Below are 15872 nucleotides of genomic sequence, written 5' to 3'. Positions count from 1 at the left end.
GTCGAGCCTGAGCTCCGCCCGTGCCGCCCCGCATCGGTCATCTTCCGTACCGATCGAAGGGGAACGCGCTTCATGCGTACCGCTGCCCAAGCCCAACTGACTTTTCACGACATCACCAAGCGTTACGACACCCGGGTCGTCCTCGACCGGGTCTCCTTCACCGTCAGCCCCGGCGAGCGGATCGGGGTCATCGGGGACAACGGAGCAGGCAAGTCCACGCTGCTCAAGCTCATGGCCGGCGCCGAACGGCCGGACAACGGCGACCTGACCGTCGTCGCGCCGGGCGGCGTCGGTTACCTGCCGCAGTCACTGGAGCTGCCGCCGGACGCGACCGTGGCCGACGCGATCGACCGTACGCTGGCCGACCTGCGCTCACTGGAGGCCAGGATCAGCGAGGCCGGGCACGCGCTGGCCGCCGGCGGTTCCGCCATGGACGCCTATGCCCGGCTGGTCGCGGAGTTCGAAGCGCGCGGCGGGTACGAGGCCGACGCGCGGGTGGACGCCGCGCTGCACGGGCTCGGGCTGCCGGGGCTCGACCGGTCCCGGCCGGTGGCCACGCTGTCCGGGGGCGAGCGCTCCCGGCTGGCGCTGGCCGCCACGCTTGCCGCCGAGCCCGAGCTGCTCCTGCTGGACGAGCCCACCAACGACCTGGACGACCGGGCCGTGGCCTGGCTCGAACAGCGCCTTCGCGCCCACCGGGGCACGGTCGTGGCGATCACCCACGACCGGATGTTCCTGGAGCGGGTGACCTCCACCGTCCTGGAGGTCGGCGAGGGACGGGTGCGCCGCTACGGCGACGGGTACGACGGCTACCTCGCCGCCAAGGCCGCCGAGCGGGCGGCGCGGCTGCGGGCGTACGAGGAGTGGCGCCAGGAGCTGGCCCGTCACTCCGCGCTGGTCGCCGCCAACGCCGGCCGGCTGGCCGCGGTGCCGCGCAAGCTGACCCTGGCGAGCATGGGCACCGGCGCGTGGCGAGCCCGCTCCCGCACGCACGGCGCCGCGGGCCGCATCCGGCAGGCGCAGCAGCGCGTGCAGCGCCTCACGGCCAACCCGCTGACCCCACCCCCCGACCCCCTGAGCTTCACCACCGTCCCCTCGACCACCGCCGCGCCTGCGGCCGACGCCGTCCCCGTGGTCAGCGGAGTGCCCGCGACCGGCGCTGTCCCCGCGACCGCCGCCGTGGCCGCGGTTGCGGGAGCGGCCGAACCCGGTGCGGTGGTGGCGCTCGATGAGGTGGAGGTGGTGGGGCGGCTGCGGCTGGACGCCCTCACCGTGCGGGCCGGCGAGCGGCTGCTCGTCACCGGGCCGAACGGGGCGGGCAAGAGCACGCTCATGCGCGTCCTGGCCGGGGAGCTGCGGCCGGACGCCGGTACGGTCGTGCGTACGGGCCGGGCCGGCCTCCTGCGCCAGGACGAGGCGGCCGGGCCGCCGGAGCGCACCCTGCTGGCCGCCTACGCGCACGGGCGGCCCGGGTCGCTGGACGAGCACGCGGACGCGCTGCTGGCTCTGGGGCTGTTCCGGCCCGCCGACCTGCGGCTGCGCCTGGGCGAGCTGTCGTACGGGCAGCGCCGCAGGGTCGAGCTGGCCCGCCTGGTCAGCGACCCGGTGGACCTGCTGCTTCTCGACGAGCCGACCAACCACCTGTCGCCGGACCTCGTCGAGCAGCTCGAAGAGGCGCTGGCCTCCTACGAGGGCGCGCTGGTGATCGTCACCCACGACCGCCGCCTGCGCGCCACCTTCACCGGCTCCCACCTGGAGCTCCGCAACGGCTCCCCAGCCTGACCCACGCCCGCCCCGCCGCCCCGCCACTCGCCCGCCCGGCCGCGGACCAGCCGCCGGGCGGCGGTCAGTGGCAGGGCAGCCCGGGTGGGGTCAGTGGCAGGGCAGCCCGGGTGGGGTCAGTGGTCTGACTTTCTGATGGCGGTGCCTACCTCGCCCACTCGGTCGGCCAGCAGGCCGAGGGCGCCTACCGCGCGGGTCATCGGGTCGTCCCCGGCGCCGCCCAGTGCCTTGTCCCTCAGGTAGGCGGCCTTCACCGTGGCCCATCGTTCCGCCTGGGCGGGGGACAGGCGGTTGCGGAGTTCGGCGAGTTTGAGGAGGTTGGCCTCGGCGTCGGTGGTCAGCGTCTGCGCCTCGCCCAGGTAGTGGTCGTCGATCAGGGCTTCCAGCTCGGCGTCGTTCATCGCGGGCACGATGCGCTCGGCCAGCTTGTTCATGTTCCGGTACGACCCCTGCAGCCGGTACGGCGGCTCCGTGCGCGCGGCGTCCGACTGCCCGGCCGAGGCGATGTAGGCCCGGTTGTTGGCCAGCACCACCTCCTGGACGCGCACCAGCTTGGCGAGCACGCCCAGGATCCGCTCCAGCTCGGGCTTGGTGTACGGATGCGTGAGCTGGTCCGGCCGGACGGCGGTGTCGCCCTTGGCCAGGCGTACGAGCAGCTCGACGTCGGAGCGATCGCGGCCGGAGAGGGGCGCGAGCACCGGGTTGGAGGTGAGGGCGTTGTCGATGTAGCTCAGCGCGAACAGCTCCTCGCGTCCGGCCAGCACGTCGCCCAGGTTCCACACGTCGGCCCGGTTGGCGAGCATGTCGGGGATGCGGAAGCGCTGCCCCGACTCGGTGTACGGGTTGCCCGCCATGCACACCGCGAACCGCTTGCCGCGCAGGTCGTAGGTGCGGGTGCGGCCGTTCCAGACGCCCTCGATGCGGCGCTGGGCGTCGCACAGCGAGATGAACTTCTGCAGCAGCTCGGGCGAGGTGTGCTGGATGTCGTCCAGGTAGAGCAGGGTGTTGTTGCCGCTCTCCAGCGCGAACGAGATCTTCTCGACTTCCTGCCTGGCCGTGGCGTCGGGCGCGTCGGCGGGGTCGAGCGAGGTCACCGCGTGGCCCAGGGCGGGGCCGTTGACCTTGACGAGGACCAGGCCGAGGCGGCTGGCCACGTACTCCATGAGGGTGGTCTTGCCGTAGCCGGGCGGCGAGATGAGCAGCAGCAGGCCGTTCTGGTCGGTGCGCTTGCCCGCGCCCGCCGCCCCGAGCTGCTTGGCGAGGTTGTCGCCGATGAGCGGCAGATAGACCTCGTCCAGCAGCCGGTTGCGGACGAAGGCGCTCATGACCTTCGGCTTGTACTCGTCGAGGCGCAGGCGGCGGCGCTCGGCCTCGACCAGCTCGCTCCGGCACCGTTGGTAGGCGCGGAAGGCCGGCACCCGCTCGGCCGCGAACCGTCTGATGCGCGGCAGGATCTCGTCCAGCCGCAGCTCGAGCGCGCGGTCCCGGATGCGGGGGTGGCTGCCGAGCAGCCCGTGCACGGTCTCGGCGGTGGCGGCGCTGGAGTCGTGGCGGGGCAGGTCGCACAGCAGCACGGCGACAGCCTCGGGCAGCTCTGGGCCCTGGCGGTACGCGGTGAGCCAGGCGCGGGCGAGCTGGAGACGTTCGGGGAGGGGGAGTGCTTTGAGGTCGTCCTCGAACTCGCGGCTCTTGGCCGGGCCGAGCTCGTGCCTGAACCCGTCGAGCAGGTCGCGCGCCGCCTTCCCGGTCACGAAACCGGCCGGCGTCCCGCCCAGCTCCTCCACCAGGTACTCGCCGGCGAGCCGCGCGATCCCCTCCTGATCAGGGGATCCCGAGGTCTCGGAGGTGAAGCGGGCGATGGCGGTGCCCAGCTCCTCAGCCAGCTCGGCCAGGGCGGGCGCGGTGCCGAAGAGCTCTCGCGCGCGCACCAGCGACACGGCCCGGGTGGTCAATGTTTTACGTGAAACGTCGTCGGTCCCGAAGGCCCAGAAGAGCTGCGCCGCCGCCCGTACCTCCGCCGGATAGCGCAGCAGCCCGGCCCCTTCGCGCAGCCGGACGAGCGTGTCGAGGATGAGCGTGGCGTCGTGGTCGTGGACGCCGCGCTCGTACCCCTCGTCGTAGCGCGACTCGGCGGCCTGCCTGACCAGGTCGGCGAGCGGCGCGCCGGCCGTGACGCCGTCGAGCAGGGAGACGGCGAGGTACTCCGCGCGGTAGACCTCCGGTGTCTCCGAGACCAGCGACTGCTCCCAGAACGGCCGGGTGTCGGCGAACGACTCCGGCACGGGCGCGCGGTAGTCGGTGCCGGTGATGGCGAAGAACATCGAGCCGTCGTGGGGCACCAGCGTCAGGTCGATCGGCTGGGTGTTGACCGCGAAGCGGTGGTGGCCGAGGCGCAGCGTCTCGCCGCCGTCGTCGTACAGGTCGAGGCGGTCGCGCAGCGCCCGTCCCGCCTCCTGCTGCGCCGACTTGACCCGGCCTTCGAGCTCTTCCGCCCGTACGGCGTCGCCCAGCTCCCGCAGCTCGCCGGCCGCCGAGCGGACCCGCGCCACCATCGGGTCGGTGGCGAAGTAGGTGTTGACCTCGTCCAGCGACCCGAGCGTGCCGAGCCGCCTGGTGACGCCGGCCAGCACCCGTTCGGCTGAGGCGAAGACCCGGTCGGCGCGCCTGGCCAGCTCGTCGAGCTGGGTCTGCTTGCGGGCGGAGAACGCCTCGTAGACGTCGTCGCGCTTGGCGGCGAGCTGCGCCGCGAAGTCGTCGAACTCGCCGAAGCGCGACTCCAGGGTCTCGACCTGCAGCATCAGCCGGCCGAGCTGCTCGTCGCATCGCGCGGGCGTGTCGGCCATCGCGAGCGCGCCGGTGACGGCCTGCCCGAGCAGCGCGAACTCGGCGGCGAACGCGGCCCTGCCCTCCGCGCCGAGCAGCTCGCGGCGGCGGCCGTCGAGCACGGCCCGCGCCCGGTTCACGCCGCCGAGCACCTCGGCGATGCGGCCGAGGATGGAGGTGCGGACGGTCGCGTCGGCGATGTCCAGCGACCCGACGACCTCGGTGACGACTTCGAGCCCTTCTGCCTGCTCGGCGAGCCGGTCGGCGACGGGCGCGGCCTCGGCGGCGGTGCCGATGGCGGCGGCGTCGGCGGCCAGGCGTTCGACGGCGGCGTGGTAGGCGGTGAAGGCGTCCTCGCCGGACAGGAACGCGACGGCCCGCTGCCCGGTGCCGGCCACCGCCTCGGTGACGGCGGCGGACAGCTCGTCGAGCGCGGCGAGGTCGATGTAGCGGGTCTCGCGCAGCGTCACCAGATGGCCCTGGGCGCGGCGCAGCGTGGCCAGCAGCGTCACCCACGCGTCGGCGGTGTCCGGGTCGTCGGCCTGGGCGCGGCGGACGAGCTGGGTGGTCTCCTCGGCGGCCGACTCCAGCGTGCGCGCGGCCTGGCGGGTGAGCTGCTCGACGTTCTCGTACTCGTCGAGCACCTGCTCGGCGGTGGCGCGGACGTCGGTCAGCGGCCCGAGCAGGCCGTGCTCGCCGAGCCAGTGGTAGGAGTCGAACGCGCGCGTGCAGGCCCCGATCAGCCCCTCGAACGTGCCGGCGGACGGCGCCATCTCCGCGACCATCCGCGCCACCGACAGGCAGTCGGAGATGCCGCGGACCAGCTCGGCGTTGCCGATGCGCTCCAGCGGCCCGGTGCCGACGGGCTGGGTGGCGGCGTAGGTGTCGGACACGTACGGGGTCTGCCACACCTGCATCGGATGCACGCGGGTGGGCTCGTCGGAGGTGGCGCGGAAGACCACCATCGTGCCGTCGTCGAACAGCGAGTACCCGTGGCAGACGATCGGGGTGGCCACCTCCTTCCTGATCACGTTGTACGGCAGCAGCAGCGAACGCCCGTCGCCCCTGGCGTGGAAGACGTACAGGACGTCCTCGCCGTTGGGGGAGCGCACCATCCGCTCGAACTCCAGGTCCGTCACGTCGGTGTCGAACGTCTTGCTGACGCCGGTGGCGAGGTAGTAGCCGCCGGGGAAGATGAGTCCCTGGTCCTCGGGCAGCCGCTGGCACGCCTGCCCGATGCCGTCGAGCCGCTCCACGCCCTTGGTGCGGGTGTTGAAGACGAGGTGGCGCCAGTCGGGCTCCTTGTACGGCCGGATCCGCATGAGGATGAGCGGCCCGACGCGGGCGTACTCGACGTCGGCGTCCCCGAGGCTCTGCAGCGGCTCGGCCACGGGCTCGGAGTAGATGCCGGCGCCTGTCTCCGTGTTGTCCTCGACCTTGATGGTGAGGTCGCCGCCGACGGTCTCGACGAACACCTCGCCGTCGATGGAGATGTGCGGGTGACGGCCGAGCACGTGGTCATCGCGGGTGGTGGCGGTCCACTCGAAGTCGTGGGACGGGGGGAACTCGTGGTCGCGCTCACCCCTGTTGTCCAGATATTTCGGGACTCCGGCGGTGTTGACCGTCCAGCGCAGCACCCGCGTGTCCCCAGGACCCGTCCTGAAGACCGCGAGCAGCTTGCCCTCGACCCGCCTGAGCTGCTGCAGCCGGGTCTCCTTGTAGTAGCGGTAGAGCTCGGCGAAGTCCTTCCTGAACGCCGGGTCGTCCAGCGCGGCCAGCCGGTCGGTGTCGAACCTGAAGGCGTCGCCGTCCCTGGAGAAGCGGTGCACGGCGAACACGTCGGCCACCGTGGTCTCCGGCTTGAGCCCGATGAAGACGTTGTAGCCGAACAACATCACGTCGCCCAGGGAGACGATGTCCCTGGGGACGCAGTTGTGCTCCGTACGGATGCGCTCGGTGCCGAGCAGGCGCAGCTCGGCCCCGCCGAACACCTTCAGCCGCTCGTCGTTGAGCCTGGCCGCCGCCTCCGCGAGCGCCTTGGCCTGAGCCTGGAGGCGGTTCCTGAGGACCTCGTACGTCCCCGCCTCCAGGCTCGCTTCGAGCGTGCTCACTTCGCGCCGGCCAGCGCCGCCACCGGCGAGTCGGCGACACCGAGCCTGCGGGCGGTCTCCAGCAGCTCGCCCAGAGCCGACGACTGCGGGCCGCCGTCCTGGATGAGCTTCATGAGCAGGGCGGAGACGGTGACGTTCCTGAGGTCCTCTGTGCTGACGCCGCCGACCACGCGCGCGAGGTCGTCCGCCAGGCTCGCGGTCCCGTTCACGTACGGCGACACGACCGCCTCGGCGACCTGCGAGTGGCCCACGAACCCGTCCACGACCTTGCCCGCGGTGATCGAGCCGACCACCTTGTCGAAGAACATGGTGTCGCCGCCGACGATGTCGATGTTGGCCTTGGCCAGACCCGCCGCGAGCACGCTGGCCTGCGACTCGGCGACCTGCCTGTTGACGTCGATGTGCTTGAGCCTGATCTCCTTGTCGGCCTCCAGCCGCAGGCGGTACTCCTCGTGCGCCCTGCTGGCCTCGTCCAGCGCGGCCATCGCGGCGGCCTTCTCGGTCAGACCCTCGGCCTCGGCCTTGAGCTTCTCGCCCACCGCCGCGGCGCCGGCCAGCGCCATGGCCTGCTCGCCCTCGGCGCGGGCCTTGAGCCGCTCGCCCTCGACCAGGGCCATCGCCTTCGCGCCGTCGGCCTCGGCGGCCAGCCGCTCCTTCAGCGCCAGCGCCTCGGCGCGGCCCACCTTCTCGATGGCCTCGGCGTCGCGCTCCTTGATCTGGACCTCCGCGAGGCCGGCCGCGGCGGTCTCGGCCTGGATGCCCTCGGCCAGCCGGATCTTGGCGCGCGCGTCCAGATCGGCCGCCTGCTGCCTGGCCTCGGCCAGCACGAGCTCCTCGCGGGCCCTGAACTTGGACGCGGCCTCGGCCGCCTCCGCCGCCTTGATGTCCTTGACCAGGTTCTCCTGGGCCTCGGCCTCGGCGGCGATGATGACCTGCTGGCGGGTGCGCTCGGCCTCCTCGACCACGCGCAGCCGCTTGATCGACTCCTCCTGCTCGGCGACGGTCTTGTCCACCGCGATGCGCTCGCGGATGACCTCGGCGATCGACCGCCTCTCGGTCTCGACCTCCTTGTCCTTCGCGATGCGCGACAGCTCGGTCTCCCGCTCGCGGGCGATGACCTCCAGCAGGCGGTCCTTCTCGATGCGCTCGGCCTCGATGGCGATCACGCGCTCGCGGTTCTTCTCGGCGACGGCGATCTCGCGGGCCCTGTTCTCGTTCGCGACGCCGAGCTGCTCGTCGGTCTTGAGGTTCGCGGCGTGGGCGCGCAGCCGCTCCTCGGCCTGGACGCGGGCGGTCTCGGCCTCTTCGCGGGCCTTGACGGTCTCGATCTCGCGGCGCTGCTTCAGCTCGGCGTCGGCCTGGCGGCGCTCCAGCTCCAGGATGGCCTCGCGGGCGTCCACGTTCTGCCGGGTGATCTCCTTCTCCTCGTTGCGCTGGTACTCGTTCGTCCGCACGTGCTCGATCGCCGTCAGCTCGGTGATCTTGCGGATGCCCTGCGCGTCGAGGATGTTGCTCTTGTCGAGCTGGTTCAGCGCGGTCTGCTCCAGGTAGTCGATGGCCGCGTCCTCAAGGCTGTAGCCGTTGAGGTCGGTGCCGATCAGCCGGACGATCTCGTCGCGGAACTCGTCGCGCTTGGTGTAGAGGTCGACGAAGTCGAGGTGCTTGCCCGCCGTCTTCAGCGCCTCGGAGAACTTCGCGTTGAACAGCTCCTGCAGGGTCGTCTCGTCGCTGGCCCTGGCGGTGCCGATGGCCTGGGCGACCTTGATGACGTCCTCGGCGGTCTTGTTCACGCGGACGAAGAAAGTGATCTTGATGTCGGCTCTGATGTTGTCGCGGCAGATCAGGCCCTCGCGGCCGGTGCGTTCGATCTCGATCGTTTTCACCGAGATGTCCATGATCTCGGCTTTGTGGACGACCGGAAGGACCACCGCGCCGGTGAACGTCACGTCGACCTTGTTGACCTTCGACACGATGAGTGCCTTGCCCTGTTCGACCTTGCGGAAAAGGCGGCCGATCACGAGCAGCAGGCCGATCACGATGACGAGGACGACGGCGAGGAATACGCCGAAGCCGGTGGAGATGACGTCCATCAGTGCTCACTTTCGTACGGCATGACCAAGAAGAATTCGCCGTCTTTGTCGTAGTCGAAGATGAGGGCGGCGTCGCCGCGCTTCAGGCGGTCGGCGCCGGTCGTACGCACCTGCACGATCGCGGACGAGCCGTCGGCGGAGGTGACCTCGGCCTGGCCGAAGCCGGGCGTGGCGGTGCCGGTGCGGATCACGCACATCCGGCTCACGAACTCGTCGCGTGAGCGGGTCTCTCCTTGAGGGAAGAGTGCGCGCAGCGGTCTCAGCAGGGCACGGACGGTGAGCCAGGCCACGGCCGACGCGGCGAGCGGCACGACGATCAGCAGGCCGCCGCTCGTCAGCACGGCGCCGATGAGGCAGAGCAGCCAGGCCAGCGCGACGAGCAGCGACAGCGCGACGCCGGCGGGAACTCCCCCGAACCCCAGCCAGGCGGCGTCGTCCTCGATCTCGAACAGACCGGTGATCACGGTCAGCCAATAGGCGACGACCACCCCGAGCAGGAAGGTGAAAATGACAGTCGGAAAACCTAACGCGATGCTGAAGAAGTCGGTCATGCCGCCCCGGTGTTGCCCCGTCCCCGTGTGTGTCCAATCGGACTATATCTAGATAAAGCACGAGTAAAGGAAAAAGTTCCCGAGTCGATATGGTGTTGACCTCAAGCCAAGTTGAGGTAGCAGGCTTGATCGCATGAGTGATCTGATGAGAGCGGCCGCCTTCACGGAAACGGGCGGACCGGAAGTGCTGAAGATGATGGAGTTGCCCGCTCCCCAGGCGGGGCCCGGCCAGGTGCGGGTCCGGGTGCGGGCGGCGGGCGTGCAGCCGTTCGACACGTCCTTCCGGGCGGGCTGGATGCCCGGCTACCTCGATGACATCCCCTTCCCGCGCATTCCAGGCAACGAGTTCGCCGGCGTGATCGACCAGGTCGGGCCGGACGTGACCGGGTTCTCGGCGGGCGACGAGGTGCTCGGGTTCAACGTGCTCAACTGCTGCGCCCAGTACGTCGTGGTGCCGGCCGCCAACGTGACGCCCAAGCCGGCCGAGGTGCCGTGGGAGGTGGCGGGGAGCCTCACCGCCGGGGTGCAGACGGCCGAGATGGCCCTGGACAACCTCGGGCTGGCCGCCGGCGAGACGCTGCTCGTGCACGCTGCGGCGGGCGGTGTGGGCACGGCGGCGGTGCAGATCGCCAGGCGGCGCGGGGCCACCGTGATCGGCACCGCCCGCGAGGCCAACCACGACTACCTGCGTGAGCTGGGGGCGATCCCCGTCACCTACGGCGAGGGACTGGCCGACCGGGTCCGCGCGCTCGCGCCCGGCGGGGTGGACGCCGCCCTCGACGGGGCCGGCGGGCACGCGCTCGAGGTCTCGCTCGACCTGGTCGCCGACCGGCGGCGCATCGTCACCATGGTCGAGCACGACAAGGCCGGCGCGCTCGGGGTGCGGCTGGTGCAGGGGGAGCGGTCGGCCGAGCGGCTCGGGCGGTACGCGCGGCTGTACGCGGAAGGCTCCTTCTCCTGGCGGGTGCGGCGGACGTACCGGCTGGCGGAGGCGGCGGAGGCGCACCGCGACGTCGAGGGCCGCCACGGCGCCGGCAAGGTCGTCATCACGCCCTGACGCCGCCATGGGGCGGCGGCCGGCAGGCGTTCGAGGGTGGGTGGAGTGTCTCTGGTCGCTCGGCCGGTCACCAGCGCGTGTGCACGGCCTCGGCGATCGTGAGCTGGACGTCGTCCAGTTCGCGATCGCCTCCGCGGACCAGCCAGAGGCAGTTCTGCAGCACCCGGCCGAGCGTCCAGCCGGCCGCCCTCCGCCGGTCGGCGCCGAGCCCCTCGGTCATGAGGTCGAAGCGGCGCAGCGTCTCCTTGCGTACGTCGCCGGTCGCGACCGCCTCGTCCCAGCGGTTCCACAGGGCGGGCAGCAGCTCGAACCCCGGGTCGCCGGCCAGCGGCTTCGGGTCGATGACCAGCCACGGCTCCCGGCCGGCGGCCAGCACGTTGGCGTAGTGCAGGTCCCAGTGCAGCAGCCGGTCGCGATGCCCGCCCGCCAGCTCGGGGGTCAGCTCGGCGACCGCGCCGGCGCACCGCCGCAACCAGGCGCGGTCCCGCTCGCGCGGCAACGCGGCGACGGCCGCGTCCACCTCGTCCAGCATGCGCCACGCGACGTCCTCCAGCCGCCGCAACCCGGACGGCGGCGCGGGGCGGGAGGAGAGACGGCCCAGGAGGGCGGTGAGGGTCTCCAGGGCCGCGGTGACGTCGGGGACGTCTTCCAGCGAGCGGCGGGCGTGCAGCCGTTCGAGGAGCAGCGTGCCGGTCTCGGGGTCAGAAGCGAGGAGGCGTACGGCGCCGTCACCCGCCCACGTACGCAGCGCCAATGCCTCGTCGGCGGTCTCCTCCGTGACGGGCTGGAGCTTGAGCGCCGCCCGCGTCCCGTCGGCCCGCACCACGGGCAGCACGAGCGCCACGATGCCGTGGCTCGGCTCGCCGTCGGGCCGCAGCTCCCACTCGTCGAGGAAGCGCTCGGCCAGCCCGGGCAGCGCGGCCACCCAGGCGGGCCCCGCGTCGTCCGCGTGACGCAGGTGCGAGGCGGTCAGCGCGGCGGGCACCGTGATCCGCATGGCCCCGGGTCAGTAGTGCCAGGGGTAGGGCGACCAGTCGGGCTCGCGCTTCTCCAGAAACGCGTCGCGGCCCTCGGCCGCCTCGTCCGTCATGTACGCCAGCCGCGTCGCCTCGCCCGCGAACAGCTGTTGACCCACCAGCCCGTCGTCCACGGCGTTGAAGGCGTACTTGAGCATGCGCTGCGCGGTCGGCGACTTGCCGTTGACCTTGCGGGCCCACTCCAGCGCGGTCGCCTCCAGCTCCGCGTGCGGCACCACGGCGTTGACCATGCCCATGCGGTGGGCGTCGGCCGCGCTGTAGGTCTCGCCGAGGAAGAAGATCTCGCGGGCGAACTTCTGCCCGACCTGCCGGGCGAGGTACGCCGAGCCGTAGCCGCCGTCGAAGCTGGCGACGTCGGAGTCGGTCTGCTTGAAGCGGGCGTGCTCGGCGCTGGCGAGCGTGAGGTCGGCGACGACGTGCAGGCTGTGCCCGCCGCCCGCGGCCCACCCCGGCACGACGCAGATGACGACCTTCGGCATGAACCGGATGAGCCGCTGGACCTCGAGAATGTGCAGGCGGCCGGTGGAGGGCGTGCCGTCGGCGTACTGGTAGCCGTCCTTGCCCCTGATGCGCTGGTCGCCGCCGGAGCAGAAGGCCCAGCCGCCGTCCTTGGGCGAGGGGCCGTTGCCGGTCAGCAGCACGCAGCCGACGTCGGTGGTCTGCCGGGCGTGGTCGAGCGCGCGGTAGAGCTCGTCCACGGTCTGGGGCCTGAAGGCGTTGCGCACCTCGGGCCGGTTGAACGCGACGCGCACGGTGCCGTGGTCGACGGCCCGGTGGTAGGTGATGTCGGTGAAGTCGAAGCCCTCGACGGGCTGCCACGCCTTGGGATCGAACAACTCGGAGACCATGGCCGAGAGCCTAACCGATCTGGTTTTCCGCCCATTCGGCCCACTCGCGCTGGCTCTCTGCGAGGCGGCGGCCGTAGTCGAGGACGAGGCGGCCGTACACGGAGAGGTCGTCGCTGCCGCTCTCGACGAACGCGCGGATGCTCTCGATGTGCTCAAGCTGCTTGCGGGCGAGCTGCGCCTGGCCGTGGAGATAGGCCCTGGCCTGCTCGGGGGAGAGCCGGCCGAGGAAGAAGACCCGCAGCAGCATGTCGCTGCGCACCACCCGGGTGGGCTGGACGTCGGTGAGCCAGTGGCGCAGCTCGGCGAGGCCCGCTTCGGTGATCGTGTACTCCTTGCGCCCGCGCGGGCCCTCGGCGCTGACGTCCACCAGACCGGTGTCGGCGAGCTTGCCGAGCTCGGAGTAGAGCTGGCTCTGCGTCGCCGGCCAGACGTTGGCGAGCGAGACGTCGAACAGCTTCATCAGGTCATATCCGCTCGCGGAACGCTCGGCGAGCAGTCCCAGCACGGCGTGTCGAAGACTCATGTTCCTATGTTGACATATCGGGCGAGGAGGTTCAAGCTTCGACATGTCATAAGTGGAATGTCATTGGGGGATTACCTATGCGCGGAATGCTCGGATTCCTGCCCTGGATCGTCTACGCGGTCGTCGCCACGAGCGACGAGTGGCGCTGGGGCGCCGTCACCGGCCTGGTCATCGCCGTCGTCCTCGTGATCCTCGACCGGCGCTCAGGCCGGGCATGGGACGAGACGGTCATCGAGAGCAGCGCGGCCGTCTTCTTCGCCTGCCTGACCGTGCTCTCGCTGGCGGACCCGCACTCCCCGCTCACGCCGTACGGACCCGCGCTCGTCAACGTCTGGCTGGCCGGCACCGCATGGGGCTCCCTGGCCGTCCGCAAGCCCTTCACGCTGGGCATCGCGCGGACGAAGGCGCCCAGGCAGGTCTGGGACCACCCGCGCTTCATCCGGCTCAACGTGGTGCTCACCACGACCTGGGCGGTGGCCTTCACCGTCGCCGCCATCGCCCTGACCGTGGTGCTGCACGCCTCCCTTCATGCGACGGCGACGGTGGTCGCCATCAAGGTGCTCTCGTTCGTGGTGCCCGCCGCCTTCACCGCGTGGTATCCGAACCACGTGCGGCGGGCTGGTGCTGTCGGCTAGGTGACCTCGGCGCGCAGCTCCGCGAGCAGCTCCCCCTGGTCGGCCAGCATGTCGGTGAGGATGCGTCGGGCGGCGCCCAGCAGGTCGGCGAGCTCGGGCGTGGCCAGCGTGTAGACCACGGTGCTGCCCTCGCGGATCGCACTCACGATGCCGGCCCTGCGCAGGACGGCGAGCTGCTGGGAGAGGCTCGAGGCCTCGATGTCGATCTGGGCCAGCAGGTCCCTGACGGGCAGTGGCCCTTCCTGGAGTAGCTCCAACACTCGGATGCGAGCGGGGTGGCCGAGCGTTCGGAAGAAGTCGGCCTTGGCCTGGTAGACCTCCACGTGCATAGCTTCAGAGTAATCTAGTTCAGTTGCATAATTCTTCAAGTCGCTATGTTGTTGGATAGCATGACAGCGGGGACTAGGGAGAAGCCATGGGCCGAGGAAGAGCCAAGGCGAAGCAGACGAAGGTCGCTCGCCAGCTGAAGTACGCCAACCACAACATCGACTACGACCGGCTGCGCGAGGAGCTGGGCGCCGACACGCGACGCGAGGAGATCTACCCGCCTACGCCGTCGGATCAGGAGTCCGAACGCGGGCGTTGACCAGGGGCCCGCTGCGCGGATCGCCGGAGCCCTGGGCTCCGGCGACTCCCATGACGCCGCGTCCGCCGGTCAGGTGGCGCAGGTGTCGTGCGTGGCGTCGAAACCCTTGAGCGCCTCGGTGTCGCCCGCCCGCAGCGGCTTGAGCCCCTGCCAGTCGTCGCCGATGACCAGCACCAACCGGCTCGTACGCGCCGCCGCCAGCTCCTTCGGCCGGCTCTTGAGCACGTCCTTGGACAGGGTGGGCACCCGGGTCTCGCCGTTGGGCCCGTAGAAGACGGTGGTCTGCTTCTGCGGCTTGCGGGCGGTGTCGCCGATCTTGGCGATGTGATAGCCGCGCTGTTCGAGGGCGGCGGCCACCTCGGTCGCCAGCCCCGTACGCCACGTGCCGTTGCGCAGCTCGACCTGGATCTTCGAGCGGGTCACCTTCTCCTGGCCGCCCTTGACGCCTTCGACGCTCTCGTCCTTGGCGACGATCTGGAACAACCTGCGCGCCTGCGGCTGCACCCACTCCACGCGGCCCGGCTGGGTGAGCGAGTAGTGCCACGGGGTGGTGATGAAGCGGATCTTGCCGACGTCGATGCCCTGGAGACTGGTGGCGAGGTCCTTCATGACGCCGAGGGTCAGGCCGCGGTCGGTGGTGACGGCCTGGGTGGCCGCGTCGAGGATGGCGAGCAGCCTGGCGGGGTCGGTGAGCGTCTCGCCGCTCAGCACCTTCTTGACCATCGAGGCGATGAACATCTGCTGCCGCTGGATGCGCCCGATGTCGGAGCCGTCGCCGAGGCTGTAGCGGGCGCGTACGTAGCCGAGCGCCTGCTCGCCGTTGAGGCTCTGCCGCCCGGCGGGCAGGTGCAGCAGCGCCTTCTTGTCGTTGACCGGCTCGGGCAGGCACACCTCGACGCCGCCGACGGCGTTGACGATGCCCTTGAAGCCGGTGAAGTCGACCTTCACGAAGTGGTCGATGTGGATGCCGGTGAGCGACTCGATCGTCTTCCAGGTGCAGCCGATGCCGCCGGAGTTGAACGACTCGTTGATCATGCCGAGATGGGCCTGCTGGCCGGGGAAGGCGCCGGTGGCCCGGCAGGCGGGCAACTGGACGAGCGAGTCGCGCGGGAAGCTGACCACCATCGCGTTGTCGCGCCGCGACGACACGTGGACCAGCATGATCGTGTCGGTGCGCTCGCCGGCGACCCGGCCGTACTTCGCGTTCTTGCCGTTGCGCTGGTCGGAGCCGACGACCAGGAGATTCATCGCGGTGCCTGCCACCTTGGGCGGGCGGGTGGCGCCGAGGTCGTCGGCGGTGAGGTCGGTGTGCTTGACGTTGCCGGTCAGCCGGGCGAAGACGCCCACCGCCACCCCGACGACGAGGAGCACGACGACCACGCTGATCGTGATGACCCAGCGCAACCAGTGGCGGCGCCGCCGCGGAGTGCGATGACCGGACGGTGGCACCTCGACAAGCCCGCTGCTCACGTGACTCCCCCTAGACCGGGGCCGAGGGTAGCCGCCCGTGGCCAAGAGCCTCGCCGTACAGATCTCGGCCGGTGAACAGTGCCAGAGTGTACTCAGTCAGGCACGCTCATGCGCAGAGATACGCTGCCTCGCAGGTCGAGCCAGGCGGTGCCGGGGCCGCGCACCAGCCTGAGCACCACCTCGTCGCAGCCGGGGCAGCGGGCGACCAGGCCGGGCTCCGGCCCGTACACGCGCAGTGACGCCACCGGCCCGGTGAGGCCGCAGCTCGCGCAGCGGCCGGTCGCGGAGACCACGTCCACCGCGAAGATCTCGCCCAGCGGGCCGGCCAGCGCGTTGCCGTCGAGGTGTTCCGCCGTCAT

At 71.2% G+C, this 15872-nt stretch carries 13 protein-coding genes; 4 read left to right on the top strand and 9 right to left on the bottom strand.

The genetic code is table 11. From position 1 onward, the window contains the following. Positions 1–72 precede the first annotated feature (72 nt). A complete protein-coding gene (locus AB0K18_RS21710) occupies positions 73–1782 on the top strand; it encodes an ABC-F family ATP-binding cassette domain-containing protein (protein ID WP_364916827.1) in 1710 nt (569 codons plus the stop codon). A 116-nt stretch (positions 1783–1898) separates the two neighbouring features. Here the strand turns inward: AB0K18_RS21710 and AB0K18_RS21705 are convergent, their stop codons facing one another. Genes AB0K18_RS21705 through AB0K18_RS21695 form a run of 3 tightly spaced genes read right to left on the bottom strand, consistent with a single transcriptional unit; the run spans position 1899 to position 9357 of the window. Beyond that, positions 1899–6716, bottom strand: a complete 4818-nt coding sequence (locus AB0K18_RS21705; RefSeq protein ID WP_364916824.1) for a DNA repair ATPase — start codon at positions 6714–6716, stop codon at positions 1899–1901. Then, a complete protein-coding gene (locus tag AB0K18_RS21700; RefSeq protein WP_364916822.1) occupies positions 6713–8806 on the bottom strand; it encodes a flotillin family protein in 2094 nt (697 codons plus the stop codon). Before AB0K18_RS21700 ends, AB0K18_RS21705 begins: the two co-directional genes overlap by 4 nt. Continuing rightward, positions 8806–9357, bottom strand: coding sequence for a hypothetical protein (locus tag AB0K18_RS21695; RefSeq protein ID WP_364916819.1), 552 nt, complete (start codon positions 9355–9357; stop codon positions 8806–8808). Before AB0K18_RS21695 ends, AB0K18_RS21700 begins: the two co-directional genes overlap by 1 nt. A 133-nt stretch (positions 9358–9490) precedes the next feature. Between AB0K18_RS21695 and AB0K18_RS21690 the strand changes: the two genes are divergently transcribed. Beyond that, entirely contained in the window at positions 9491–10414 is a 924-nt protein-coding gene (locus tag AB0K18_RS21690; protein WP_364916817.1) for an NADP-dependent oxidoreductase, read from the top strand. 67 nt (positions 10415–10481) lie between these two features. On the opposite strand, the gene AB0K18_RS21685 is transcribed toward AB0K18_RS21690, so the two are convergent. Genes AB0K18_RS21685 through AB0K18_RS21675 form a run of 3 tightly spaced genes read right to left on the bottom strand, consistent with a single transcriptional unit; the run spans position 10482 to position 12822 of the window. After that, positions 10482–11411 carry an aminoglycoside phosphotransferase family protein gene (locus tag AB0K18_RS21685; RefSeq protein WP_364916814.1) on the bottom strand — a complete coding sequence of 310 codons (930 nt, stop codon included), beginning with the start codon at positions 11409–11411 and terminating at the stop codon, positions 10482–10484. Between the two features lie 9 nt (positions 11412–11420). Beyond that, positions 11421–12299 carry a 1,4-dihydroxy-2-naphthoyl-CoA synthase gene (locus tag AB0K18_RS21680; RefSeq protein WP_345392905.1) on the bottom strand — a complete coding sequence of 293 codons (879 nt, stop codon included), beginning with the start codon at positions 12297–12299 and terminating at the stop codon, positions 11421–11423. A gap of 10 nt (positions 12300–12309) precedes the next feature. Continuing rightward, positions 12310–12822, bottom strand: coding sequence for a PadR family transcriptional regulator (locus AB0K18_RS21675; protein ID WP_364916811.1), 513 nt, complete (start codon positions 12820–12822; stop codon positions 12310–12312). A gap of 77 nt (positions 12823–12899) precedes the next feature. Between AB0K18_RS21675 and AB0K18_RS21670 the strand changes: the two genes are divergently transcribed. Continuing rightward, the gene (locus AB0K18_RS21670) at positions 12900–13457 is read left to right on the top strand and encodes a hypothetical protein (RefSeq protein ID WP_364916808.1); all 558 of its coding nucleotides are present in this window, start codon (positions 12900–12902) and stop codon (positions 13455–13457) included. On the opposite strand, the gene AB0K18_RS21665 is transcribed toward AB0K18_RS21670, so the two are convergent. Then, positions 13454–13786 carry a metalloregulator ArsR/SmtB family transcription factor gene (locus AB0K18_RS21665; protein WP_043615149.1) on the bottom strand — a complete coding sequence of 111 codons (333 nt, stop codon included), beginning with the start codon at positions 13784–13786 and terminating at the stop codon, positions 13454–13456. The two genes, AB0K18_RS21670 and AB0K18_RS21665, sit on opposite strands and share 4 nt — an antisense overlap. Before the next feature lie 86 nt (positions 13787–13872). On the opposite strand from AB0K18_RS21665, the gene AB0K18_RS21660 reads away from it, so the two are divergent. Beyond that, positions 13873–14043, top strand: a complete 171-nt coding sequence (locus AB0K18_RS21660) for a DUF3073 domain-containing protein (RefSeq protein WP_364916805.1) — start codon at positions 13873–13875, stop codon at positions 14041–14043. A 69-nt stretch (positions 14044–14112) separates the two neighbouring features. Here the strand turns inward: AB0K18_RS21660 and AB0K18_RS21655 are convergent, their stop codons facing one another. Together AB0K18_RS21655 and AB0K18_RS21650 are read right to left on the bottom strand one after the other, a co-directional pair. After that, entirely contained in the window at positions 14113–15513 is a 1401-nt protein-coding gene (locus tag AB0K18_RS21655; RefSeq protein ID WP_364916803.1) for an LCP family protein, read from the bottom strand. Between the two features lie 92 nt (positions 15514–15605). Next, entirely contained in the window at positions 15606–15872 is a 267-nt protein-coding gene (locus AB0K18_RS21650) for a DUF6510 family protein (RefSeq protein WP_345392893.1), read from the bottom strand.

Source organism: Nonomuraea sp. NPDC049421 (assembly GCF_040677005.1).
In the GTDB taxonomy this organism is placed as follows: domain Bacteria; phylum Actinomycetota; class Actinomycetes; order Streptosporangiales; family Streptosporangiaceae; genus Nonomuraea; species Nonomuraea salmonea.
Note: the sequence above shows the minus strand (reverse complement) of the source record. Positions and strands in the feature narration are given on the sequence as shown.